Annotated in this window: 25 protein-coding genes and 1 pseudogene; 17 read left to right on the top strand and 9 right to left on the bottom strand. The window is 67.3% G+C overall.

The features are described 5' to 3' along the window. The first annotated feature begins 4 nt into the window (after nt 1–4). From iadA to ACW7G2_RS01115, 5 genes are all read left to right on the top strand, one after another. Nucleotides 5–1,180 carry a beta-aspartyl-peptidase gene (iadA, locus tag ACW7G2_RS01135; protein WP_456971855.1) on the top strand — a complete coding sequence of 392 codons (1,176 nt, stop codon included), beginning with the start codon at nt 5–7 and terminating at the stop codon, nt 1,178–1,180. A gap of 100 nt (nt 1,181–1,280) precedes the next feature. Continuing rightward, nucleotides 1,281–2,120, top strand: a complete 840-nt coding sequence (locus ACW7G2_RS01130) for a cyanophycinase (protein WP_456971853.1) — start codon at nt 1,281–1,283, stop codon at nt 2,118–2,120. A gap of 13 nt (nt 2,121–2,133) precedes the next feature. Then, nucleotides 2,134–4,926: a cyanophycin synthetase gene (gene cphA / locus ACW7G2_RS01125; protein ID WP_456971851.1), complete on the top strand. Its 2,793-nt coding sequence runs from the start codon at nt 2,134–2,136 to the stop codon at nt 4,924–4,926. Nucleotides 4,927–4,933: 7 nt separating this feature from the next. Beyond that, complete coding sequence (locus ACW7G2_RS01120; RefSeq protein ID WP_456971849.1) at nt 4,934–6,745, top strand: Mur ligase family protein; 1,812 nt, start codon at nt 4,934–4,936, stop codon at nt 6,743–6,745. 61 nt (nt 6,746–6,806) lie between these two features. Continuing rightward, on the top strand, nt 6,807–8,630 hold the full coding sequence (locus tag ACW7G2_RS01115) for a DUF885 domain-containing protein (RefSeq protein ID WP_456971847.1): 1,824 nt from the start codon (nt 6,807–6,809) through the stop codon (nt 8,628–8,630). A 97-nt stretch (nt 8,631–8,727) separates the two neighbouring features. On the opposite strand, the gene ACW7G2_RS01110 is transcribed toward ACW7G2_RS01115, so the two are convergent. The 4 genes from ACW7G2_RS01110 to ACW7G2_RS01095 all read right to left on the bottom strand — a co-directional run bounded on the left by ACW7G2_RS01110 (nt 8,728) and on the right by ACW7G2_RS01095 (nt 12,799). Then, entirely contained in the window at nt 8,728–10,854 is a 2,127-nt protein-coding gene (locus ACW7G2_RS01110; RefSeq protein ID WP_456971845.1) for a M13 family metallopeptidase, read from the bottom strand. 146 nt (nt 10,855–11,000) lie between these two features. Beyond that, a complete protein-coding gene (locus ACW7G2_RS01105) occupies nt 11,001–11,801 on the bottom strand; it encodes a PDZ domain-containing protein (RefSeq protein WP_456971843.1) in 801 nt (266 codons plus the stop codon). A gap of 9 nt (nt 11,802–11,810) precedes the next feature. Continuing rightward, nucleotides 11,811–12,203, bottom strand: a complete 393-nt coding sequence (locus tag ACW7G2_RS01100) for a hypothetical protein (protein WP_456971841.1) — start codon at nt 12,201–12,203, stop codon at nt 11,811–11,813. Nucleotides 12,204–12,223: 20 nt separating this feature from the next. Next, nucleotides 12,224–12,799, bottom strand: a complete 576-nt coding sequence (locus ACW7G2_RS01095; protein ID WP_456971839.1) for an RNA polymerase sigma factor — start codon at nt 12,797–12,799, stop codon at nt 12,224–12,226. A gap of 292 nt (nt 12,800–13,091) precedes the next feature. Between ACW7G2_RS01095 and ACW7G2_RS01090 the strand changes: the two genes are divergently transcribed. Then, on the top strand, nt 13,092–13,352 hold the full coding sequence (locus ACW7G2_RS01090) for a hypothetical protein (RefSeq protein WP_456971837.1): 261 nt from the start codon (nt 13,092–13,094) through the stop codon (nt 13,350–13,352). Between the two features lies 1 nt (nt 13,353). Here the strand turns inward: ACW7G2_RS01090 and ACW7G2_RS01085 are convergent, their stop codons facing one another. Further along, a complete protein-coding gene (locus ACW7G2_RS01085) occupies nt 13,354–13,593 on the bottom strand; it encodes a hypothetical protein (RefSeq protein ID WP_456971835.1) in 240 nt (79 codons plus the stop codon). 196 nt (nt 13,594–13,789) lie between these two features. Between ACW7G2_RS01085 and ACW7G2_RS01080 the strand changes: the two genes are divergently transcribed. After that, entirely contained in the window at nt 13,790–14,005 is a 216-nt protein-coding gene (locus tag ACW7G2_RS01080) for a DUF6522 family protein (protein WP_456971833.1), read from the top strand. A 2-nt stretch (nt 14,006–14,007) separates the two neighbouring features. Here the strand turns inward: ACW7G2_RS01080 and ACW7G2_RS01075 are convergent, their stop codons facing one another. Next, nucleotides 14,008–14,907, bottom strand: coding sequence for an acyltransferase (locus ACW7G2_RS01075; RefSeq protein WP_456971831.1), 900 nt, complete (start codon nt 14,905–14,907; stop codon nt 14,008–14,010). Nucleotides 14,908–15,017: 110 nt separating this feature from the next. Here ACW7G2_RS01075 and ACW7G2_RS01070 point away from each other — a divergent pair, with 110 nt between their 5' ends. The 3 genes from ACW7G2_RS01070 to ACW7G2_RS01060 all read left to right on the top strand — a co-directional run bounded on the left by ACW7G2_RS01070 (nt 15,018) and on the right by ACW7G2_RS01060 (nt 16,255). After that, nucleotides 15,018–15,161, top strand: coding sequence for a hypothetical protein (locus ACW7G2_RS01070; RefSeq protein WP_456971829.1), 144 nt, complete (start codon nt 15,018–15,020; stop codon nt 15,159–15,161). 118 nt (nt 15,162–15,279) lie between these two features. Beyond that, the gene (locus tag ACW7G2_RS01065) at nt 15,280–15,960 is read left to right on the top strand and encodes a class I SAM-dependent methyltransferase (RefSeq protein WP_456971827.1); all 681 of its coding nucleotides are present in this window, start codon (nt 15,280–15,282) and stop codon (nt 15,958–15,960) included. Next, complete coding sequence (locus ACW7G2_RS01060; protein WP_456971825.1) at nt 15,953–16,255, top strand: YkgJ family cysteine cluster protein; 303 nt, start codon at nt 15,953–15,955, stop codon at nt 16,253–16,255. The genes ACW7G2_RS01065 and ACW7G2_RS01060 overlap by 8 nt, the downstream gene beginning before the upstream one ends. Nucleotides 16,256–16,278: 23 nt before the next feature. Here the strand turns inward: ACW7G2_RS01060 and ACW7G2_RS01055 are convergent, their stop codons facing one another. Then, nucleotides 16,279–16,575 (bottom strand): DUF2249 domain-containing protein, encoded by a 297-nt coding sequence (locus ACW7G2_RS01055; protein WP_456971823.1) that lies wholly within the window; start codon nt 16,573–16,575, stop codon nt 16,279–16,281. A gap of 163 nt (nt 16,576–16,738) precedes the next feature. On the opposite strand from ACW7G2_RS01055, the gene ACW7G2_RS01050 reads away from it, so the two are divergent. The 5 genes and pseudogenes from ACW7G2_RS01050 to ACW7G2_RS01030 all read left to right on the top strand — a co-directional run. Next, the gene (locus ACW7G2_RS01050; RefSeq protein ID WP_456971821.1) at nt 16,739–17,689 is read left to right on the top strand and encodes a PLP-dependent cysteine synthase family protein; all 951 of its coding nucleotides are present in this window, start codon (nt 16,739–16,741) and stop codon (nt 17,687–17,689) included. 96 nt (nt 17,690–17,785) lie between these two features. After that, nucleotides 17,786–18,643, top strand: coding sequence for an N-formylglutamate amidohydrolase (locus tag ACW7G2_RS01045; protein ID WP_456971819.1), 858 nt, complete (start codon nt 17,786–17,788; stop codon nt 18,641–18,643). Further along, the gene (locus tag ACW7G2_RS01040) at nt 18,640–19,863 is read left to right on the top strand and encodes a flavohemoglobin expression-modulating QEGLA motif protein (protein ID WP_456971817.1); all 1,224 of its coding nucleotides are present in this window, start codon (nt 18,640–18,642) and stop codon (nt 19,861–19,863) included. Before ACW7G2_RS01045 ends, ACW7G2_RS01040 begins: the two co-directional genes overlap by 4 nt. Further along, nucleotides 19,860–20,921 (top strand): ATP-grasp domain-containing protein, encoded by a 1,062-nt coding sequence (locus ACW7G2_RS01035; RefSeq protein ID WP_456971815.1) that lies wholly within the window; start codon nt 19,860–19,862, stop codon nt 20,919–20,921. Before ACW7G2_RS01040 ends, ACW7G2_RS01035 begins: the two co-directional genes overlap by 4 nt. A 9-nt stretch (nt 20,922–20,930) precedes the next feature. Continuing rightward, a pseudogene (locus tag ACW7G2_RS01030) lies at nt 20,931–21,119 on the top strand (lipocalin family protein); the annotation flags it as partial. A gap of 89 nt (nt 21,120–21,208) precedes the next feature. Here ACW7G2_RS01030 and ACW7G2_RS01025 read toward each other — a convergent pair. After that, nucleotides 21,209–22,186 carry an NAD(P)H-quinone oxidoreductase gene (locus ACW7G2_RS01025; RefSeq protein WP_456971813.1) on the bottom strand — a complete coding sequence of 326 codons (978 nt, stop codon included), beginning with the start codon at nt 22,184–22,186 and terminating at the stop codon, nt 21,209–21,211. 141 nt (nt 22,187–22,327) lie between these two features. Between ACW7G2_RS01025 and ACW7G2_RS01020 the strand changes: the two genes are divergently transcribed. Then, on the top strand, nt 22,328–22,723 hold the full coding sequence (locus ACW7G2_RS01020; protein ID WP_456971811.1) for an MbcA/ParS/Xre antitoxin family protein: 396 nt from the start codon (nt 22,328–22,330) through the stop codon (nt 22,721–22,723). Then, nucleotides 22,720–23,421, top strand: a complete 702-nt coding sequence (locus ACW7G2_RS01015; RefSeq protein ID WP_456971809.1) for an RES family NAD+ phosphorylase — start codon at nt 22,720–22,722, stop codon at nt 23,419–23,421. Before ACW7G2_RS01020 ends, ACW7G2_RS01015 begins: the two co-directional genes overlap by 4 nt. A 12-nt stretch (nt 23,422–23,433) precedes the next feature. Here ACW7G2_RS01015 and ACW7G2_RS01010 read toward each other — a convergent pair whose 3' ends face one another. After that, the gene (locus ACW7G2_RS01010) at nt 23,434–23,853 is read right to left on the bottom strand and encodes a DUF4920 domain-containing protein (RefSeq protein WP_456971807.1); all 420 of its coding nucleotides are present in this window, start codon (nt 23,851–23,853) and stop codon (nt 23,434–23,436) included. Nucleotides 23,854–23,901 lie beyond the last annotated feature (48 nt).

The following is a 23,901-nucleotide window of genomic DNA, read 5'->3' as shown; positions in this document are numbered from 1 at the left end:
GCGGATGACCACCACCCTCCTCCGCAACGCGGACGTTTTTGCACCCGAACCCCTCGGCCGCCAGGATTTGCTCCTGGGCGGCGGGAAGATCCTGTGGATGGGTCGCGATGCGCCCGGGCTTGCGGACGTGTTCGGCACGCAAACCATTGACCTGCAAGGCCGGCGGCTGGTGCCGGGGCTGATCGACGGCCACGTGCATGTCACCGGCGGCGGCGGCGAAGCCGGATTCGCCAGCCGGGTGCCGGCGCCGATGCTCTCGCGATATACCCGCAGTGGGGTCACCACGGTGGTCGGGCTGCTGGGTACGGACGATGTGGCGCGCGGCACCCGCGAGCTGGTGGCGCACGTCAATGCGCTGCGCGAGGAGGGTCTGTCCGCTTACGGACTGGTGGGCGGCTATCACCTGCCGCCGGCCACGCTGACCGGCAGCGTGCGCGCGGACCTGGCTTTCATCGACTGCCTGATCGGCGTGGGCGAGCTGGCGATCAGCGACCATCGCTCCAGCCAGCCGACGCTTGAAGAACTGCTGCGGATCGCCTCGGAGGCGCACGTGGCCGGGCTGATGACCGGCAAAGCCGGGATCGTGCATCTGCACCTGGGCGACGGGGCGCGCGGGCTGGACCTGGTGCGGCGTGCGTTGGACGCGTCGGAACTGCCGCCGCGGGTGTTCAACCCCACCCACGTGAACCGCCGCAAGGCGCTGTTCGACGAGGCCATCGAACTGGCCCGGCGCGGCTGCACGATCGATATCACAGCCTTTCCGGTGGCCGAGGACGAGGATGCCTGGAGCGCGGCCGATGCCCTGATCCGCTATCTGGACAGCGGCGCGCCGCGTGACCGGGTCACGATCAGCTCCGACGCCGGCGGCTGCCTGCCCTGCTTCGACGCCGAAGGCCGCGTGAGCAGCATGGATGTCGGCCACTCCGGCGCACTGGTCGAAACCCTGGCCGAGCTGCTGGCGCGCGGCGTCGCGCTGGAGGAGGCGCTGCCGGCCTTCACCAGCAACGTCGCGGCGCTGCTGCGCCTGCCTGGCAAGGGGCGGATCGGGGCGGGCGCAGACGCGGACCTGGTCACGCTCGACGACAACGGCGCCGTCGCCGATGTGTTCGCCTGCGGCCGCCAGCATGTCAGTGCAGGCGACGTCATACTGCGTGGTATGTTCGAAAAATCGGGCGGCTAGATGCCCGCGACAGGGGGCGGTGCCGGCGGTATCCGGCGCGGGCTGAGGCCGGCGCCGTGCGGACCCAGGCGCCGGCCAGGACAATCAACAGGAGCAATTGATGCCTAGCAAACCCCTCAACGGGGAGAAACGCGGCTGGATCATCCCGATCGGCGGTGCAGAAGACAAAGACACCAACCCGCGCATCCTGGAGCGGTTCGTCGAACTCAGCGGCGGCGACCAGGCCGATATCGTGGTCATTCCGACCGCCAGCCGCCTGAAGGAAACCGGCACGCGCTACGAAGAACTGTTCAAGGCGATGGGCGTGGCCAGCGTCGAAGTGATGGATTTCGACACCCGCCGAGACTGCCAGGAGCCGGGCCGGATCGAACGGCTGGCCCGGGCAAGCGGCATCTTCTTCACCGGTGGCAACCAGCTGCGCCTGTCGACGATCCTCGGCGGCACCGACGTGGCGCGTACCGTCCGGCAGCGCAACGCCCAGGGCGTGACCGTCGCCGGCACCAGCGCCGGCGCGGGTTTCTTGAGCGAGCACATGGTGGCGTTCGGAAAAGAAGGATCCTCGCCGCGCGCCAGCAGCGTGCGGCTTGCCCCCGGACTGGGGCTGACCAACCGCTTCATCATCGATCAGCACTTCCGCGAACGCGACCGGCTCGGCCGGCTCAGCGCGGCGCTGGCCTACAACCCGTTCGCGATCGGGATCGGGCTGGATGAGGACACTGCGGCCTTCCTGGCTCCGGATGACACCTTGGAAGTCGAAGGCAGCGGCAGTGTCACCGTGATCGACGCGCACGACCTGCAATTCTCATCCATCGCCCATGCCGATGAAGATGACCCGGTATGCATGTTGGGCCTGGGCGTGCATATATTGATCGCTGGCGCCACCTTCAACCTGCACACGCGACGGGCCTCGGCCGGACGCCTGGCCACCCGCAAAACCTGACTGGAAAACCACCATGCGCATCCTTGAACGCTCCGTTTACGTTGGTCCGTCCCTGCATGCGCATTTCCCCGTCATCCGGCTGCTCATGGACCTGGGCGAGCTGGAGCAGTGGCCCACCGTCCGTCTGGGGCCGGAGTTCATCGAGGGCCTGATAGCCGCCGTGCCGGACCTGGCCGAACACGGCTGCTCCTACCGCGAGCCCGGCGGCTTCCTGCGCCGCATGCGCGAGGATGAAGGCACCTGGCTGGGGCACGTGTTCGAACACGTGGCGATCGAACTGCAAAACGTCGCCGGCGGCGACGTCACCTTTGGCAAGACCCGCAGCGTCGACGGGCGTCCCGGGGTGTATACGGTCATCTACGAATATGGCCAGCGCGAGGAAGGCATCGCCGCCGGCGAGCTGGCAATGCGCCTGATCTGCTCGCTGCTGCCTGAAAACCTGCACCCGGAGCGCAGCGTGCCGGAAGACTGGAACTGGGAAGCAGCCCGCGACGACTTCATCCGCTACGCCCAGCGGCGCGCACTCGGGCCTTCTACCGCCTCTCTGGTACGCGCGGCCGAGGAGCGCGGCATTCCCTGGCTGCGTCTCAACGAACATTCACTGGTGCAGTTCGGACACGGCCGCTACCAGCAGCGCATCCAGGCCACCATCACCGGACGCACGCCCTATATCGCGGTGGGGATGGCCGGCGACAAGGAAGAAACCAACAATATCCTCGCCGCGCTCGGGCTGCCGGTGCCCCGGCAGATGCTCGTTTCGAGCCAGACCGATGCGCTCAAGGCCGCCCGCAGGCTGGGCGGTCCCGTGGTGCTCAAGCCGTACAACGGCAACCACGGCCGCGGTATCACCATCAACATCACCGACGACGACGAGATCCGCGCCGCCTTCGTGGCAGCGCAGGAACACTCGCGTTCGGTGATCGTGGAAACCTTCCAGCCCGGCGACGACCACCGCCTGCTGGTGATCAATGGCGAACTGGTCGCGGCCACCCGGCGTACCCCGGGGCATGTCGTGGGCGACGGCCGCAGCACGATCGCGGAGCTGGTGGACCAGGTGAACCACGACCCCCGCCGCGGCGTCGGGCACGAGAAGGTATTGACGCGGCTTGAACTGGACCGCGAAGCGCAGCTGATGATGGAGCGCGCCGGCTACGGCGCCGACTCGGTGCCCAAGGCCGATGAAGTCGTGTTCCTGCGCTCCACCGCCAACCTGTCCACCGGCGGCACCGCCACCGATGTCACCGACATCATCCATCCGGACAACCGCGAAATGGCGGTGCGCGCGGTGCGTGCGATCGGTCTGGATGTTGGCGGCGTGGACTTCATCAGCACCAATATCAGCGAAAGCCATCGCGGCATCGGCGGCGCGATCTGCGAGGTCAACGCCGCGCCCGGATTCCGCATGCACGTGGCGCCCAGCGAAGGCTCGCCACGCGACGCCGCCGGCCCGGTGATCGACATGCTGTTCCCGCCGGGTTCGCCCTCACGCGTACCGATCGCCGCGGTCACCGGCACCAACGGCAAGACCACCACGGCGCGCATGCTGTCCCATATCGCCAAGATGGCCGGACACACGCCCGGCCTGACCACCACGGAGGGTGTGTACATCGACGGCCAGCGCACGGTGGAGGGCGACATGACCGGACCGGTCTCCGCACGCATGGTGCTGCGCGACCCCACCATCGACCTGGCGGTGCTGGAGACCGCGCGCGGCGGGCTGCTGCGCGCCGGCATGGGCGTGCCGTCGGTGGACGTGGGCGCGGTGATCAACGTGCAGGCCGACCACCTGGGAATCAAGGGCATCGACACCGTCGAGCAGCTCGCCGAGGTCAAGCGCATCGTGGTGGAGGTGGCCACGGAGTGCGCGGTGCTCAACGCCGACGATCCCAACGTGCTGCGCATGTCCGGCTACACCAGTGCCCGCACCATCTGCTACGTGACCATGAACCCCGGCCACCGCCTGGTGCGCGAACACGTGCGCGCCGGCGGCCGCGCCTGCGCGCTGGAAGAAGGGGTGAACGGCCACATGATCACCCTGTACGACAAGGGCAGCCACATCCCGCTGCTGTGGACCCACCTGGTTCCGGCCACGCTGGAGGGCCGCGCCCTGCACAACGTGCAGAATGCGATGTTCGCCGCGGCCATGGCGTTCGCGCTCGGGTTCAAGCTCGATGACATCCGCCACGGCCTGCGCACCTTCGACACCACTTTCTTCCAGGCGCCCGGCCGGACGAACGTATTCAACGAACACCCGTTCAAGGTGCTGTTCGATTACGCCCACAATGCCCACGCGGTCGGGATGATGGCCGACCTGGCCCAGCGGCTTGAGGTGGAGGGACGGCGCATCGTGGTGGTCGCCGGGCCCGGTGACCGCCGCGACGAGGACCTGGTGGCGATCGCGCAGTCAGTCGCGGGACGCTTCGACCACTACATCTGTCGCCGCGACGACAACCTGCGCGGGCGCGGCAGCGACGAGGTGCCCGACATCATTGCCCACGCCCTGCGAGAGGCGGGCGTGGCCGAGGACGCCATCTCGATCATTCCCGACGAGCAGCAGGCCGTCGACGCCGCGCTGCGCATGGGCCAGCCCGGTGACCTGCTGTTGGTGTTTGCCGACGCGCTGGCCCGCTCCTGGAAGCAGATCACCAAGTTCGGTCCCGGCGGCGCCGAAGCGGCGGCTCCGGCCAAAGCGGTCGATCCGCCGCGGCTGCCCACAGGAAGCACCGGCGAATCCGACTTCGATCTGGAGGGCCTGGTGCGCGAAGAGCGTGGCCTGGTATTCGTGCCAGACGAGGACAGTGACTGACCGCGCCATGAGCCCTGACGCCTTGCCGCTGTTCGACGACTCGCGCCGGCTGACCGGCCCCAACCTGTATTTCTCCCAGGCCGGCGCGGTGCTGGAAACCGGGGTGGGCGCGCCGGTGCCGGAAACGCTGCTCGAAGGCTGGAAGCAGCGGATCCAGCGCGCGCGCGCCGCCCTGCACTGGCCCGATGGGCCGATCGTTATCCGCAAGCACGCCAGCGGCGCCAGCCTCGCCTTCTCCGCGCCGTCCGACCAGCTCTACACCGCCACCGAAATCAACGAGTGGGCCTGGCTGGCCACCCTCGCGAAAGCGGGCATCAGCGCCGGCGAGCCCATGCACCAGCCCGGCCACGCTCCCGTCGCGGACGAGGCGCAGGCCATGCGCCTGCTGCGCGCCGCCGCCGTGGCCGAAAGCCTGCCCCGCCTGACCGCCCTGCGCGCCGCCGCTCAGGCGCATGGCCTGCCGCTGCTGCTCGACGACGAACAGCTCTCGATCGGCACCGGCACCGGCAGCCTCACCTGGGACAACCACGCGCTGCCCCGGCCCGACGAGGTGCCGTGGACGGAGCTGCACGCCATCCCCGTGGCCCTGGTCACCGGCTCCAACGGCAAGACCACCACCGTGCGCCTGCTCACAGCGATCGCCATCGCCCACGGCTGGCACACCGCCAACAGCTGCACCGACGGGCTGTATCTGGACGGCACGCTGATCGAGGACGGGGACTGGTCCGGCCCGGGAGGCGCCCGCAGCCTGCTGCGCAACCGCCAGGCGCAGGCGGCGATCCTGGAAACCGCGCGCGGCGGGCTGTTGCGCCGCGGCCTTGGCGTGGAGCGCGCCGACGTGGCCGTGGTGACCAATGTCAGCCCGGACCATTTCGGCGAATACGGCATCCACGACCTGGACGGCCTGGCGCAGGTAAAGCTGACCGTGGCACGTGCCGTCGACAGCCACGGCACGCTGGTGCTCAACGCAGACAACGAGCTCCTGCGACGCGGCGCCGCCGGCCTCGACGCGCCGCTGGCCTGGTTCTCCGTTGACGACGGACACCCCTTGTTGCAGCAGGCACGCGCCGACGGTCGTCGCAGCTGCGGCGTGCGCGATGGTCGGCTGCTGCTGTTCGACGGTGCGCGTACACATGACCTGGGCGCGATCGCCGGGATGCCGCTCACCCTCGGCGGGCTGGCCGCGCACAACGTGCAGAACGCCGCCGCCGCCGCGCTCGCTGCCGCCTGCCTGGGGATCGGGCCGGACACCATCCGCGCCGTGCTTGGCCACTTTGGCAGCGCCCACGACGACAATCCCGGTCGGCTGCAGCGGTGGACGCTTGGCGGCCCGGTACAGGTCTACGTGGACTATGCGCACAACCCGGACGGCCTGGGCCACCTGCTCACCCTCGTCCGCCAGGCACACCATCCCGGCGGGCGCCTGCACCTGTTGCTGGGCCAGGCCGGCAACCGCAGCGACGAGGCCATCGCCGACCTGGCCGCCACCGCCGCCGCGCACGCTCCCGACCGGGTCGTGCTCAAGGATATGGACGGCTACCTGCGCGGCCGCGAAAGCGGGGCCGTGGCCCGCCTGCTGCGCGACGCCCTGACCCGGCACGGCGTGGCCGATGAAGCCATCCTCGAATGCCTGGACGAAACCGAAGCTGCGCGCATGATCCTGGCCAGCGCCCGTCCCGGCGACAGTCTGGTGCTGCCCGTGCACGGCGCTGCCGGCCGCGCCAGGGTCACGGCCCTGCTGGACGGACTGCAGCTGCAGGGATGGACTGCGGGCAGCCCGGTCCCTTCGACACGGGACGAGCGCCAGGACGCCGGATAGCATCGACCGGCCATGGTGGGCCAGGCCCGCCCTACCCCGTCACGATTCCCCGGAGGATTCCTTGTCCAGGCACCGCATACTTCCCGCCGCCCTGCTCACCGCAGCCGCCATGCTCGGCGCATGCGCGCCCGCACCGTCCGGCCAGGCGGACCCGACCGCGCAGTCCCAGACCACCGCAGATTCGCCCGCCGCCGACAGCGTCAGCGCCTTCTTCGAGGCCTTCACCGACGAGTGGATGCTGCGCCAGCCGTCTTCCGCCACCGGCAGCCGCTACTTCAACGATGAGCGGCAGCAGGAGATGGACCGGAAGCTGACGCCGATGACGGAGGAGTTCCGCAGGGAAACGGTGGAACTTGCGCGTCGCGGGCTGGAGCAGCTGGGGCGGTTCGATCTGGAGGCGATGTCCGATACCGAACGCGTCTCCGCCGAGCTGATGGCCTGGCAACTGGAGACGATCGTTGGCGGCGAAGAGTTCAGCCACCTGCAGTTTCCCCTGAACCAGTTCAGCGGAGCGAACGTGGGGTTGCCCAACCTGATGACGGTGGTGCACCCGGTTTCCAGCGCCCAGGATGCAGACAACTACCTGGCCAGGCTGCGGCTGATCGAAGCGCGCATGGGCGAAGCGCGCGGGCGCGCGGCGGAGCTGGCCGAACGCGGGATCCTGCCGCCCAGCTTCATTCTTCAGGCCACCATCAACCAGATGCGGCAGTTCATCTCGCCCGCTTCCGCGGACAATCCGCTGGTCACTTCGCTGCAGACGCGCCTGGAAAGCGTGGATGACCTTGATGCCGCCCAGCGCCGCTCGCTGGTCGGTGAGGCGGCCGCCATCGTCGCCGACAGCGTCTATCCGGCCTGGCGCGAAACCATTGCCGTGCTGGAGTCACAGCTGCCGCACGCCACCGCTGATGCCGGCCTGTGGCGCTTCGAGGGCGGCGCGGAAGCTTACGCCTATCAGCTGCGCCGCTTCACCTCCACCGGTCTGGATGCGGAACAGATCCACGTCCTGGGGCTGTCGGAAGTGGAGCGCATCGAAGGCGAAATGGACACCATCCTGCACTCGCTGGGGCGCACCGAAGGCAGCGTCAACGGGCGCGTGGCCCAGCTGCGCCAGGACCTGGCCTATCCAGACGATGACGATGGCCGCGCGCAGCTCATGTCCGATATCGACACCATGATGCGCGACGCGGAGCGACGCGCGGATGGACTGTTCGACATCCGCCCCGGCACTCCGGTGATCGCCCAGCCGTATCCCGAGTACCGCTGGGAGAGCGCCGCGGCCAGCTACACCGCGCCGCCGCTGGATGGTTCGCGTCCCGGGGTTTTCCAGATGCCGCTGCGCACCAACCGGCTGACCAATTTCGGCCTGCGCACCCTGACTTACCACGAGGCCGTTCCCGGCCACCACTTCCAGATCGCGCTGTCGGTGGAGAACAGCGAATTGCCGAAGTTCCGCCAGACCCGTGCCCTGGGCGGAATTTCCGCCTTCAGCGAAGGCTGGGCCCTGTACGCCGAACGCCTGGCCGCCGAGGAAGGCTGGTACGAAGGCGATGCCGAGGGCCTGCTGGGCCAGCTGGATGCCGAGCTGTTCCGCGCCCGCCGCCTGGTGGTCGACACCGGCCTGCACGCCAAGGGCTGGACCCGCCAGCAGGCGGTCGACTACGGCATCGCCCCCTCGGAAGTGGACCGCTATGTGGTCATGCCCGGCCAGGCCACCTCCTACAAGGTCGGCCAGCTGGAGATGATCCGCCTGCGCGACAAGGCCCGCGACGCGCTGGGTGAAGCCTTCGATCCACGCGGGTTCCACAACCGCGTGCTGCTCACCGGCACCGTGCCGCTGAACCTGCTCGAGCGCGAAGTGGACGGGTACATCCGCGAAGCGAGGTAGGTCGGCCCTACGCGGCCGACGCCGGGGGGCTTGAACCCTCGAAACAGAAAGGGCGGCCACTGGCCGCCCTTTCCTTTTCAGCGAATGGTGCGAGGGATCACCAGATCCGCACGCGATCCTCCGGTGCGATGTACAGCGCATCGCCTTCGGTGACGTTGAAAGCGTCGTACCACGCATCGATGTTGCGCAGCGGCGCGAACGCACGGATGTGGCCCGGCGAGTGGGTGCCGTTGACCAGCTGCTGGCGCAGCGCATCGTCACGCCACAGGATCCGCCACACCTGGGACCAGCCCATGAAGAAGCGCTGTTCGCCGGTGAAGCCGTCGAGCACCGGGGCTTCCTGGCCATCCAGCGAACGGCGGTAGGCTTCCAGCGCGATCGTCAGACCGCCCAGGTCGCCGATGTTCTCGCCCATCGCGGTGCGGCTGTTGATGTGCATGCCAGGCAGCTGCGGGAACTCGTACGACTCGTACTGGGCGCCCAGCTTGGCGGCCTGTGCTTCGAACTCGGCTGCGTCCTCTGCGGTCCACCAGTCACGCAGCAGGCCCTCGCCGTCGGACTTGCGGCCCTGGTCATCAAAGCCGTGGATGATCTCGTGCCCGATCACGCCGCCGATGGCGCCGTAGTTCACCGCCGGGTCTGCTTCCGGATCGAAGAACGGCGGCTGCAGGATCGCGGCCGGGAACACGATCTCGTTCTTGACCGAGTTGTAGTAGGCGTTCACGGTCTGCGGGGTCATGCCCCACTCGGCCTTGTCCACCGGCTGGCCGATGCGTGCGCGACGGTAGTCCCACTCGAACCGGGCCGCACGCGCAGCGTTGCCGAAGGTGTCGCCGTTCACCACTTCCAGGCCGCTGTAATCGCGCCACTCGTCGGGATGGCCGATCTTCAGGCCGAAGTTCTGCAGCTTGGCATGGGCCTCTGCCTTGGTGTCCTCGCCCATCCACTCCAGCGCATCCAGGCGCGCGCCCATGGCCGCCTTCACGTTGGCGACCAGCTCATCCATCTTGGCCTTGGCGTCGGCCGGGAAGTACAGCTGCACGTAGTCACGGCCGATGGCTTCGCCCATCACCGATTCGGCAAACGACACGCCGCGCTTCCAGCGCTCACGCAGCTCCGGCTGGCCGGACAGGAACTTCTCGCGGAACTCGAACTGGGCGTTGACGAAGTCACTGGAAAGCAGCGACGCAGCGCGATCTACGGTGTGGAATGCCTGCCACGCCTTGAGGGTGTCCAGATCGGTGTCGGCGAAGATCGCCGCCATCTTCGGGATTGCGGTGTTCTGGCGCACCACCGCCTGCGGGGCGTGGCTGACACCGGCCGCGGTGAAGAAGCGCTGCCACGGGAAACCCGGAGCCTGTGCTTCGAATTCGCCCAGCGCCACCGGGTTGTAGGTCTTGTCGCGATCGCGGCTCTCGGCACGGGTCCAGTGCGCCTCGGCGATGCGGGTCTCCATCTCCATGATGGCATCAGCGCTTGCCCGTGCATTGTCCCAACCGGCCAGCTCCAGCAGCTGGGCGATATAGGCCACGTAACGCTCGCGCTGCGGCTCGAAGTTGTCGCGCAGGTACATCTCGCGATCACCCAGGCCCAGCCCGGACTGGCTCATGTACAGGGTGTAGTAATCGGGGTTCAGCTGGTCATCCGACACGCCCACGCTGAAAAAACTGCGGGTGAAGCCGCCGTTCTGCGCGCCCATCAGGTGCGCCATCTCTTCCTTGTCGGACACGCTGCGGACCGCATCCAGGTACGGCTGCAGCGGCTGCACGCCAAGCGCCTCAATCGACGCTTCGTCCATGAAACCGTGATACAGGGCGGCAACCTTGGCAGCGTCACCGTCGGTGGCCGGATCACCCAGCTCGTAGCTCTCCACCAGCTGGTGCACCCGCGACTCGGACAGGTCACGCAAGGCCAGGAACGAACCATAGCTGGAGCGGTCAGACGGGATTTCGGTGTTTTCCGCCCACTTGCCACTCACATAGGCGAAGAAGTCCTCGCCGGGTGACACGCTGGTGTCCATGCCGTCGGTATCGATGCCCCAGGTGCCCATGCGCGGCGCGGCAATCGACTCGGCAGCATTTGCTGCGCCCTGCTCGCCGTCGTCCAGGAACCGGACTTGTACGTGGCAGGACTCGTCCAGGCAGGAGTGCGCATCATGCGCAGCAACCGGCGCGGCCAGCGACAGCGCCAGGGTAGTGGCGGCAAACAGCAGGGTCTTCTTCAAAGTTGATTCTCCGGATGGATAACTGGGTCCCCCACAGACTCGGCGGGGCGACAGCCGCCAAGAATACCTGCTGCCCGCCCGGGAAACAGCGCGCCATTGGTCATGGATTCACCTTTCCCGTCGGGCGGTACCGGGACACTGTGGGATCAGCGGCACTCTTCGCGCCGTGATTCCCAGACCACGGGTTCCCACCAGTCGTTATTGCGGACGCTGTCCCGGTCCAACCGATCGGGCAGCAGCTGGGCACCAATCGAATAGCGGGTATCCGGCTCCACATCGATCACCAGCGTCTTGTAGATACGCCCCTGTTTCCTGCGCTGCATGCGTTCGATCCTCAGAAGGTCGGCGCTCGGGATCCTGTGGCGGTCAATCTCCTCACGCACTACCAGTACCTGTCGGCCGACGGGAACTTCGTGCCGATTCTGCGCAACCAGCGGCGTGCTGCGCCCGTTGATCTGGGTGATCTCCGCACTGTAAATATTCCTGGTCACACGCGGTGGCGCCCCCAACGTGCTCACGTAGCCACACCCTTCCATCAAAACGCTGGCCGTGCCGATGGCATCGCCGGCCTTGCCCGAAAGCGCCAGGCGTTCGCCGTCACGCACCAGGTCCAGCCTCACCTCACCCCCGTCCGTCAGGACTTCACCGATCAGGGCATTTGGCGCCATCACCCCTACCAGTGTCCGGCCATTGATCGACAGCAGCCTGTCGCCCGGCATGAGCCCCATCTGTTCGCCGGCCCCGCCGGGCGAGACCGCCAACACCTGGACGCCTTCTTCGCCCGTCCGTCGGCCGTCCACCACGATGCCAAGTCCGGCGTGCGCCGCAGACGCCAGCGCGGGCACGGTGCTCACCGCCGAAGCCGGCAGCGAGGGCGCTGCATGCGCCACGGGTGAACACAGTGCAGCCAGTGCAGCCAGGACAAACGTGCCTGTCATCGTCTTCATGGTCATCTCCTAGCCATTCTTGCGTACCGCGGCTGCGGCCTGCATCAGGTCCTGGCGCGCCTCCCACAGGGGCGCCACCTCTTCATCCGTGGCCTGGCGGTCGTAGGCCACCTGCAGGGCTCGGTCGATCGCCTGCACGGAGCGATAGATCTCTTTTTCATCGACAATCGCTGCCGGCGATACGTCGGCCGGGGCCTCAACAGCAAGCCCGGGGGACAGCGTTTCCTGCCGAAGCATGCCTTCGGGCTGCACCAGGGCGAACGCGAATGCAGCCACCGCAACACTGCAGGAAGCTGCCACTCCGAGCCGCGCGGCCAGCCGCCGCCTGCGGGCAGCTGCAACGCGCACCCAGAGATCATCCGGAAGCGGCGCGTCTTCGAGCCCTGCCAGATAGTCTTTCATCCGCCGCCCTGTCTCATCCATCACTCGTCCACCTCGATCATTTCCCGCATTCGCGCCAGCGTGCGGGCCACTACGGACTTCGACCAGCTCTCGCTGCGCCCGAACCGTTTACCCAGCTCGCGGTGGGTCCAGCCTTCCACCACCTGCAGCCACACCACGGTACGTACCAGCGGGGGGAACCGTTGCAGCAACCCCAGTGATTCATGATCCTGGCCCGGTCCGGCACCGGGCTCTGCCAGCGCGATTTCCACATCGCCCAGATCGACCAGGCGTTGCTCCCGCCGCAGCCGGTCGATGGCGGCATTGGCTGCCACCCGCTTGAGCCAGGGCCGCAGCGGCCGGTCAGGCGCCATCCGCCCCAGGAACCGGAGCAGCTGCATGAAGGTGTCCTGGGTAACGTCTTGCGCAGATGCCGCGTTGCCGGTCAGGCGCAGGGCAAGTGCGTGGATCGCGCCCGCATGGCGGTGGTACAGGGTTTCAAATGCCTTGCGGTCGCCCCAGCGCGCCCGGCGCACCAGGCGTGCTTCCTCGGCAATATCCACGCGTTGCAGGTCGTCCATGGCATCGGTACGGATGGGACCTGCGGATCGTTGCACATACCGGACGACTGCGGGAAACCTGCAGAACCAGTGGTTTTCAGTGGAACCCACCGCAAAACCAAACATAATTTGCGGGAAAATGCTAGGATAGCGGGCTGGCAGCGGCAGAAAGGACTCCGCCGTCCAGTCAGACCCCCGTCGGCCGGTGGATTTACCCGGACGACTGATCCAAGCAACCCGGCCCCGCTGCCGCACCTATGCGACGGCGGCACGCTGCGCACGCAATACGCGTGGTGCCAGCCCGGCCTCACCGAACCATGCGTTCGCGCATGTTCCGACAGGAGACGCAATGTCCACAGATGCCAAGCCCCAGACCCAAAAGCCCGCCGCCAGGACCCGCACGCGCACCTCGGGCAGGAAAAACGACCGTGGGTCTTCGCTGACCAGCGAACGCATTGCAGATGATCTCGCCGCCTTCCGCAAGGACGGGGGCAAGATCGAAGTGCTCGGCACCACCACCAATTTCAAGAACACCAGCCCGATGCGCTCCGCCTCCAAGACCGCACGGACCAAGAAGGCTCCTGCCAAGGCCGCCAAGAAACGCGCCTGAGTCAGCCGCCGCAGCCTCCACAACACACGGAAGCCTGCTGAACGACACGACCGGGCCGAACTTCCCAGCCGGCCCGGTTCAATACCTCCACCAGCTGTCCCGCTTCAATCCAGGTTGCCAGGCGGAGTACCTCCCCGCCCGCGTCAATATCCACCATTGCCGCCGGATCCAGATCCTGCAGCGCAGCCTCGATCAGTCCGACATCCGGCATGCCCGGGTCACGGGTGATATGGAATTCCATGCAGCCCTCGCTCTTTTCCGTTTCTGGCGGCCCTGGGCCGGGCGTTCGCCTTGCCAGCTCCATCCTCGCCCTGTCACGGCCGACGCGCCCTGACCTGGGTCAACCGCCCCATCTGTCCGCTACCTGATCCAGGTCAGTGTCCGCTGCCCGCGGCCGGAGCACACTGAACGTCCACCCGGCGACAGATGCAGGAGCAATGCCCAATCCCATGATCGAAATCAGCGGCGCGCTGGTTGCCGGCGAGCTCGGCCTGGAGCTGGAGGAGTTCCGTCGGCTGATGGAAATCCGCAAGATCAAGATGCTCTGCGAGCGCGGCACGGGCGAAGACGAAGGGCTTTACCGCGCCACCTTCTATCACGGCGACCGCCGCGCCCGCTTCATCGTGGATCGCCACGGTCGCCCGGTGGAGTGAAATCACTCCGCAGAGCCGTGCTCCATCAGGCGCCCCAGGTCCACGTCCTTTTCCTCCCACAGGCCGTTCAGCCACTGCTGGAAACGGGCACGGAAGGCGCGGTCCTGCTGATAATTGCCGACCATGAAGGCTTCGGGGATGGGCCGCTCGCGGACCAGCACGCGCACCTCGGGCACGCGCCCGGCCATCAGGTCGACCATGGTGGGTCGGCCACCGGGGTAGGCAATTGAGACGTCCAGGATCGCGTGCAGCCCCTCGCCCATCGCATCGAGCACGAAAGCCACCCCGCCCGACCTCGGCTTTAGCAGGTGCCGGTACGGCGCATCCTGGCGGGCATGCTTTTCAGGCGTGAACCGTGTGCCCTCGACGAAATTCATCATCGCCACCGGGATATCGCGGAACTTGAGGCACGCACGCCTGACCGCTTCGGTATCGCGCCGCGCCAGCTCGGGATTGCGCGCTACCTGGCGGTGGGTGTAGCGGCCCATGAACGGGAAATCCAGCGCCCACCAGGCCAAGCCCAGCACCGGCACCCAGAACAGCTGCCGCTTGAGGAAGAAGCGCAGCAGCGGGATCCGCCGGTTGAACACCTTCTGCAGCACCAGGATGTCCACCCAGCTCTGGTGATTGGCCAGCACCAGATAGTGGCCGTCGACCTGCAGCCCCGGTGGGACCTGTACCTGGAAGCGGGTAGGCGTGAACCAGCCGAGCATGAGGGTGTTGACCCCGATCCAGCTTTCCGCCAATCCGGTCAGGAGCCGGTCGCACATCCGCTTCAGGCGCTTGCCCGGAAGCACTGCCTTCAGCAGCGCCGCAACGAACAATGGCACCGCGTGCACCAGCGTGTTGATTACAACCAGCGGCAGCACCACGGCCACCCGCAGCCAAATGAGCAATGACACCGGCGAATGGCCCCTGTGCAGTGAAGGACGGAAGCGTACCAAAACCGGCCACGCGGAACGCCCTGGCCCCGCCCGTTACAATGGGCACTCACTCAAATCCGAGGATACCCTTGGCCAAACCAAACTACTCATTCGAAAAACGCCAGCGCGAACTCGCGAAAAAGAAGAAAAAGGAAGCAAAGGCCGCGAAAAAGCAGTCTGATCGCGAAGCGGAAAACCCCGCCGACACGCCTGAGACCAACCAGTCCCGATAAGTCTGTTCGGGAAGGGAACGGGTCGCCAAATGTTGCGAACGGGCCGTTAAAGGTGGCCCATCTCCGCGCAGTGTTACCATCGAACACGGGCTCTTCGCCCCTCTTCATGGAACCCACCTTGCCCGGTTACGACACCAAGATCCTTACGGTCCCGATCGGTGACCACTCCTACCTCGTGCGCGTGCTGAGCGACAACCAGCAGTTCTCGGATCCGGACGGCCACGGCGACAAGCTTGGCATCTCGTCCGCACAGTGGAGCCTGTTCGGTCTGGTGTGGCCGGTAGGGCGTCTGCTGGCCGAGGCCATGGACACGGCGGATATCGCCGGCAAGCGCATTCTGGAACTGGGCTGCGGGATCGGGCTGTCCAGCCTGGTACTGCAACGCCGCGGCGCTGACGTGGTCGCTTCCGATATCCATCCGCTGGCCGAGCCTTTCCTGGCCTATAACTCGGCGCTCAACGAACTGCCTTCGGTGCACTTCCGCCAGCTTGACTGGGTGGAACCGCTGCCGAGCCTGGGCAAGTTCGACATGTTCATCGGCAGCGACGTGCTCTACGAACAGGAGCACTCCGCCCTGCTGGCCGGTGTCATCGAGCGCCACGCCAACGACCGCGCCGAAGTGGTATTGACCGACGCCCACCGCGGCCACGTGTCCGCCTTCACCCGGCAACTGTCCGCGCTGGGCTTCCAGGGCGAAGAGGAAATCCACGAGCTGGAAGACCAGAGCGGCAACGCCATCCGGGCCCGTTTACTGCGCTACCGCCGCGAAGCGCCGCCGCCGACCGGACACCTTGCCTGACTCGCCCCACTGCAGCGCCTGCGATGCAGTCTGCTGCCGCCTGACCGTGGTGCTGCAGCCGGGCGACAGCGTGCCCGCCCACCTCACCACGCAGGCGGATGACGGGCTGCAGGTGATGGCACGTGATGAGGAAGGCTGGTGCGTAGCCATCGACCCGGCCCGCATGCAGTGCCGGATCTATGACACCCGCCCCGAGAACTGCCGCCGCTTCGCCATGGCCGGCAACGATTGCCGCCAGGTCCGCGCCGACTACACGCGGCAGGGCGAGCAGGGCATCCCGCTGGTCATGTACTGAGAGGATGTACTGAGCGCGCGGCCTCAGGTGCAACCGCCGCAACAGGTGCTGCCGCCGGACACGTGCACGTCCGCCACGCCGAAATCGATGACGACCGCGCCCGGCTCCTTCTGCCGGTACTCCACCACCAGCGCGTCGCCGAAGCGTTCGCGCAGCTGTGCGATCAGCGGCAGCGGATCATGGTCGTTGACGAAGCGCATGCCCTCGCCCGGCTGCAATGCGTCCATCGCGCCGAAGATCGCCGCGTGGCGGAAGCGTTTGGCGATGCCGCGCGCGTCGAAGGGATGAATCTGGAGGGAAAGGGTGTCGATGGCTGCCATGGTGTTCCTGCTGGTTGGTGACCCGGCCAGCATCGCCCGGCCAGAGCGGCCGCACCTTGACCTGGGTCATCCACCCTGCACTTGGCAGCGCGGATAATGTCTCCGGGCTCCCGCGACGCCAGCCCGGCCGTCCCCCACCCCCTGTCCTGCAAGGAGCCGTACCATGCCTGTCCGATATACCAGCGTTTCCCGTTCCATCCTCGACGCCATCCATGACACCCCGCTGCTGGAGCTCGAGGAAGGAATTTTCGCCAAGTGCGAGTTCCTCAATCCCTCCGGCTCGATCAAGGCGCGGATCGCCACCTACATCATCGAGCGTGCAGAAAAGGAGGGTCTGATCAAGCCCGGCGACACCATCGTGGAGGCCACCAGCGGCAACACCGGCAATGCGTTCTCCATGGTGGCCGCGGTCAAGGGCTACCGCATGATCGTGGTCATGCCGGAAGGCCTGACCAGCGAGCGCGTGGCGATCTCGCGCGCGTACGGTGCCGAGGTGCTGCTGAGCGGCAACTTCCATGTCAACGAGGCGTTGGAGCGCGCCCGCGAGCTGGGCCAGCAGCCCGGGTTCTTCTTCCCGGGGCAGTTCGAATCGGAATGGAACGTGCAGGAGAACCGGGAGATCCTGGGCCCGGAGATCCTCGCCCAGCTGCCGCAGGGGCGCACGCCCGATGCGTTCGTGCACGGCGTGGGCACCGGCGGCACGCTGATTGGCGTCGGCCAGGCTTTCAAGGCGGCCAACCCCGATGTGCGCCTGTTCGCCATGGAGCCGTCCGAATCACGCACCCTGCTCTGCGGCGAGGTGGACCTGCACGGCATCGAAGGCATCTCCGATGGCTTCGTGCCCGGCATCTTCGCCCGCCACCGCGACCTGGTCAGCGACTTCCTCAGCGTCTCCAGCACCGATGCAGTGGCTGAAATGCGCAAGATCGCCCGTACCCGCGGCCTGCTGTGCGGACCCAGTTCCGGCGCACACCTGATCGCCGCCCGCCGCATCCGCGAACAGTTCCCCGAGCTGAAGACGGTGGTGACCATACTGGCCGACAAGGGCGAGAAGTACCTGCACGATTTCTACATGCAGCAGGACGGCGAGCCGGACTCCCCTCCCCTGCACTGACCGCCCCGTAGCCCCGGAGCCGGCGCCTGAACGGACCGCGCTCCCGGGCGCGCTGCCTACACGAATCAATCATGATGCGGCTGACAACATCGCCGCATGACCCAGATTCAGGATCACGCGCCAGGCGCGCTGTACTTCAATCCCGGCCATCCTCCCGTACCCACCGCACGGGCACGGGAGTGGGACATCGCGGTCAGCGATGGGCCGGTGATTGCCACTGCCATCCACGACGGCCACGGCCTGCGGCCTTCGTTGCGCCCGCTCGTGGCCTTGCCGGCGGCCGAGCGGCTGCGCGAGGAGGACCCGCTCACCGGTGTGTTCACCGAGGTAGGCGACGTACGCATCCAGGTACCGGCATCCCGTTTCGAGACCGACCTCAACCGTCCACGCGAGGGCGCCGTGTACGCGCGACCGGAAGACTGCTGGGGACTGGAGGTGTGGCGGACGTCCATGCCGGAAGAAGAAATTGAACGCTCCCTTGCCGCCTGGGACCGCTTCTACAACATGTTCGCCGAACTGGTGGATCGGCTGCTGGAGCGCTGGCAAGCGCTGCTGCTGGTCGACCTGCACAGCTACAACCATCGCCGCGATGGCGTCGACGGCCCCCATGCGCCCCAGCAGGGCAACCCCGATATAGAACTCGGCATCACTACCGCCGATCCGGACCGGTGGGGCAATGTGGTCGCACGGTTTTCCGAAGCGCTGCGCGCCCAGCCGGTCAGCGGCCGCAACCCCGACGTGCGAGCCAACGTACGCTTTCCCACGGGCGGCCACTTCCCCGAATGGGTCTATGCCCGCTGGGGTGCGCGGGTCTGCACCATCTCGCCCGAGTTCAAGAAGATCTTCATGGACGAGTGGACCGGCCAGGCCGACGTTGCCGCCCTGTATGACCTGCGCGCCGGCCTGCAAGCGGCGGTGGATGCCGTGCGTCCCAGCTTCCAGGCCCGCACATGAGCAGCGCCGCTTTGAGCAACCTCGCCTCCACGCAGCCGCTGCCGCCGGTCGCAGCCGAGGTGGACACCTCGCTGGCCGCCATCGATGCCGAACTCGACTGGCTGCTGGCGCTGACGCCGCTGGGCACGGATGCGCTCTGGGAAGCGTTCGAAGCCGCTGATCGCACCCGCGTGCCCGCGCTGCGCTATGCCGAACCCGTCCTTGACCTGGAAACCATGCGCAAGCGACTCGGCGAGCTGCCGGTTGAAAAGATCGAGTCCCCGCTGCTGGCCGGCGTGCTGCGCGAAAAACAGCGCGAACTTGAACGCATGATCGAACTGGTCCGCCTGCGCGGCACCGACGGGTTCGTGACCGCCAGCATCGATCTGTTCGGCGGCGTGGAAGCGGGCCTGCTGGAACTGGCCGAGCAGATCCTGGCCGATGTCGGTCCCAGTGAGCGGCTCACCGCGGATTGCGGCGTGGACGCCGTAGTGGCCGCGGTTGAAGACGAGGTGGCCTGGTATCGCGAACGGGCGCCGGACTTCGCGCTTGAAATCACCGTCGACGCCGATGTCGGCTCGCTGATGATGGTCTCGCACGGACGCCTGTACCTGGACGCCGACCTGCGCCTGCCCGGCGCGCGGGTGCAGCCGCTGGTGCAGCACGAAATCGGCACCCACATCGTCACCCGCTACAACGGCCTGCGCCAACCCATGCGCCAGTTGGCCGTGGGCCTGGCGAATTACGATCCGCTGCAGGAAGGCCTCGGCGTGCTGGCCGAGTACCTCGCCGGCTACCTGCCCGGCGAGCGCCTGCGCGTGCTGGCCGCCCGGGTGGTGGCGGCAGACCTGGCCATCCACGGCGAAGACATCCCGGTCATCTTCGCGCGCCTGCATGACACCCACGGCTTTGCCACCGATGACGCCTTCGACATCGCCGTGCGGGCGCTGCGCGGTGGCGGCCTGACCAAGGACGCGGTGTACCTGCGCGGCCTGTGCGACCTGCTCGACCACCTGCGCGCTGGTGGCGAATTCGAGTCGTTGTTCCGCGGCAAATTCGCCCTGTCACACCTGGTGGTGCTGGACCAGCTGGCAGAGGCCGGCTGGGCCGAACCGCCCGCATTGCTGCCGCGCTACGCCAGCGCCGACGGCTTTGAACAGATCCTCGACCGCTGCCGCAACATCCCGGTGCAGCGCCTCTTCCAATCCCACCCCACCCCGCCCCGGGAGCTGTGTGCATGAGCAACAAACCCCTCAAGCTCGGATTCGTCGTCAACGACGTCGCCACCGAGCAGGACAACTACACCACCATCCGCCTGGCGCGCACCGCGCTCAGGCTCGGCCACAGCGTGGCGCTGATCGGCCTGGACGGCTTCATCTACGACGCCAATGACACCGTGCGCGCGCTCGCCCATGTGCCGCGCATTGACGAGTACCCGGACGACGCCGCGCTGCTGGCCGAGATCCACGGCGGCGACGCCGCCACCGAACGCATCAACGTCGAGGAACTGGACGTGCTGATGCTGCGCAGCGATCCGGCCGAAGAAGTCGAGGATCGTCCGTGGGCACCCAACAGCGCGCTGCTCTTCGCGCAGCTGGTGACCCGGCGCGGGGTCATCGTGCTCAACGATCCCGCCAACCTCACCAACGCGTCCAACAAGACCTATTTCCAGCACTTTCCCAAAGAAGTCCGCCCGGCCACCTGCATCACCTGTAACGCCGACGAGATCAAGTCCTTCATTGCCGCCCACGACGGGCGCGGGGTCATCAAGCCGCTCCAGGGATCGGGCGGCCAGGGCGTGTTCGTGGTTGATGGCCACAGCGGCGCGAACCTCAACCAGATGATCGAAGCGGTCATCCGCGACGGTTACGCCATTGCCCAGGAATACCTGCCCAAGGCTGCCGACGGGGACCTGCGCCTGCTGACCCTCAACGGCCGTCCGCTGCAGGTGGATGGGCAATACGCCTGCATCCGCCGCTACAACGACAGTGGCGACGCGCGCAGCAACATCAGCGCCGGCGGAAAGTTCGAGCTGATGACGCCGGACGCGGACGCGCTGCGCGCGGCGGAGATCGTCGCCCCCAAGCTGATCCGCGACGGCATGTATTTCGCCGGCCTGGACATCGTCGGCGACAAGCTCATGGAAGTGAACGTGGATACGCCAGGCGGGCTCAACATGGCCGAAGACCTGGCCGGGGTCGATTTCAGCGGCCACATCATCGCCGACCTGGCCCGCAAGGTGCGCCTGCGTCGCCAATACAACGGCACCCTGACCAACCTTGAACTGGCAATGCTTTAGGAGCCGATGATGAAAAGCCATGAACCTGCCACCGTTCCTTCGGTGGACCTGCAGCGCTACCTGGGCACCTGGCATGAAATCGCGCGCCTGCCGATGCGCCACGAGCCGCGGGACTACCGCAACATCACCGCAACCTATTCGCTCAATGACAACGGCAAGGTCAAGGTAGTCAACCGCGCCGTCGATGGCGAAGGCGAGCCTCGCGGCCCCTGATCGCGAGGCCTATACCTACCTCGGCACCAATCGAAGGCCCTCCGGTAGGAGCGCGCCATGGCCGTTGTGCAGGATCAGCCGGTTACCAGCATTACTTTGCCGGTGTGTCGACCGCTCTCAAGGTAGGCGTGGGCGGCGGCGGCTTCCCGCAGCGGGAAGCTGCGGTCCACCACGGCGCGCACCTTGCCCGCTTCCACCCAGGGCCACACCACGCGTTCCACCTCGGCGGCGAGGCGGGCCTTCTCGTCGGCGCTGCGCGGGCGCAGCAGCGATCCGGTGATGACCGCCTGCTTGCGCATCACCGTGAATGCCGGCACCAGCAGATCATTGCCGCCCTGGGCGGCGATATAGACGATGCGCCCGCCGGTGTTGAGCGCCTTCAGGGTCGGCTCCAGGAACGGGCCGCCCACCATGTCCAACGCGACGTCCACGCCGCCGGCCTCGCGGGCCACCTCAGCAAAATCCTCGTTGGTGCTGTCGATGGCGATGTCCGCACCAAGCGCCCGCGCCGCCTCCGCCTTGTCCGCACCGCGGCCGGTGGCGATCACCCGCGCGCCAGCGGCCTTGGCCATCTGGATCGCGGCCACTCCGATGCCCGATGTCGCCCCGTGCACGAGCAGGGTCTCCCCGGCCTGAAGGCGGCCATGCTCAAAAACATTCGCATAGACCGTGAACAGCGTTTCCGGAAGCGCCGCGGCCTGCAATGGCTCCAGTCCCGACGGCATAGGCAGCACATGGCGTGCATCCACGGCCACGTATTCCGCATAGCCTCCGCCACCCAGCAGCGCGCAGACCCGGTCGCCCGCCTGCCAGCGGCCAGCGCCGTGCACCACTTCACCGGACACTTCCAGCCCCAAAGTTTGCGGCGCACCGGGCGGCGGCGCGTAGTTGCCGTCGCGCTGGACGATGTCGGGCCTGTTGACCCCGGCCGCCAGCACCCGGATCAGGATCTCCCCCGCCCGCGGCACCGGTCTGGCGACCTGCACCGGATGCAGCGCATCGGCAGGTCCCTTGCCGCCGCGAATGGCAATCGCCGTCATCAACTCGTTCATAAGCCTCTCCTGTGTCCCCCCATCATAGAAGCCACCTCGGGAATCTGGCGTACCCAAGCGCCGCGGGAACAGCCAGCACGCCTGGGCGCGCTCCTGCAATCGGGGTAGACATTAGTCCCGATTGGGACTAATGTTGGATCCATGACCGTTTCTGCTACCAAAGCGCCCCCGGTGCCAAACCGCGACCTCGCCGGTCCGGCGCTGCGGGCGTTCTTCAACATCACGCGGCTCTGGGGCTTGAGCACCGAGCAGGAGCGCCTTCTGCTTGGCAGTCCCGGCCGCTCCACCTTCTTCCGCTGGAAGCGTGATCTGGACGGCGCCCTGCCGCGCGATTCGCTGGAACGCATCAGCTACCTGCTCGGCATCTGGAAGGCACTGCAGGTGCTGTTCGCCAACCCGGCGCAGGCCGATGCCTGGGTCAAGCGCGCCAACCAGGCCCCGCTGTTCGGCGGACGCAGCGCGCTGGAGCGCATGCTCGGCGGCCAGGTATCGGACCTGTTCGTGGTTCGCCAGTACCTGGATGCCCAGCGCGGATGAATACGGCCGCCCTGCCCCGGCGCACGCGGGTGTCGTGGCGGCCCAGCTGGCGCATCGTGCCCAGCCGCTTCCCGCCGGTAGGCCTGTTCGACCGCATCGCTTCGCCGGACGATCTGGACGCCCTGTTCGAACTGGAAGGCATGACCAACCCGCGCCTGCGCCAGGAGCTGGGCGAGCTGTCGCTGGTGCCGCCGGAGCGGCGCATCAGCGGGCCGGGCACCACGCCGATCATGGCCGCCTTCACCCACCCCAGCCCGGACGGTTCACGCTTCTCCGATGGCACCTGGGGCGTGTACTACGCTGCCCGCGAGCGGGAAACGGCGATTGCCGAAACCGTGTTCCACCGCGCCCGGTTCCTGGCATTCACCGGTGAGCCGGCCTGCACCCTGCAGATGCGCTGCTACCTGGCCAATGTGAAAGGCATTTTCCACGACCTCCGCCGCGGCTGGCCGGAACTGCATGACCCGGACAGCTACGCTGCGAGCCAGGCGGCCGCGCGCCGCTGGCATGCCACGGGCAGCAACGGGATCGTGTACGACAGCGTGCGCCACCATGGCGGACAGTGCCTGGCGGTGTTCTACCCGGACCTCATTGCGCCGGCCGTGCAGGGCCCGCACCTGCACTACCACTGGGACGGCGAGCGCATCAGCCACTACAGCGTGGTCAACGAGGTCGTCGCCCTGCAGGACGACGCCTGACAGCCCCTCGGGTCAGGACTGCACGCGCACCCCGTCGGCGACGATCCGGTATTCCACCGGCTCGGCCGGGGCGCCGCTGCCGCTGTCGCCGGTGAAGTGCTCCACCTGCTCCGGGGTCAATTCCTTGCGCTCCAGCACCCCGTGCACCACGGCGCTGCCAGTGGTGTCCTTGGGCAGGAAGAAGGCGTGGTTGCCAAACATCACCCGGGCGGCCTGGCCTTCATGCTCGAGCATCATCCAGCAGCCCTTGGTCTGGCAGACCTCGGTGATGCGGCCGCTGAAGCTCTGTGGCTCACCTGCGTGGGCATCAAAGTCGGCGATGGCCGCGGAGACCAGCACCGCGGGGCCATCGGTGAAAGGCTCACCGTAAACAGCCGGCTCCGCCGCATGGGCGGACAGCGCAACAGCGGCAAGCAGGACGGCAGCAAACATGCGCATGGGGACTCCGTTGTGTTCTGGCAGAGCGGCAAAGATAGCGCA

This window comes from Luteimonas sp. A277, assembly GCF_054052045.1.
This window is presented reverse-complemented; position numbering and strand designations above follow the sequence as displayed.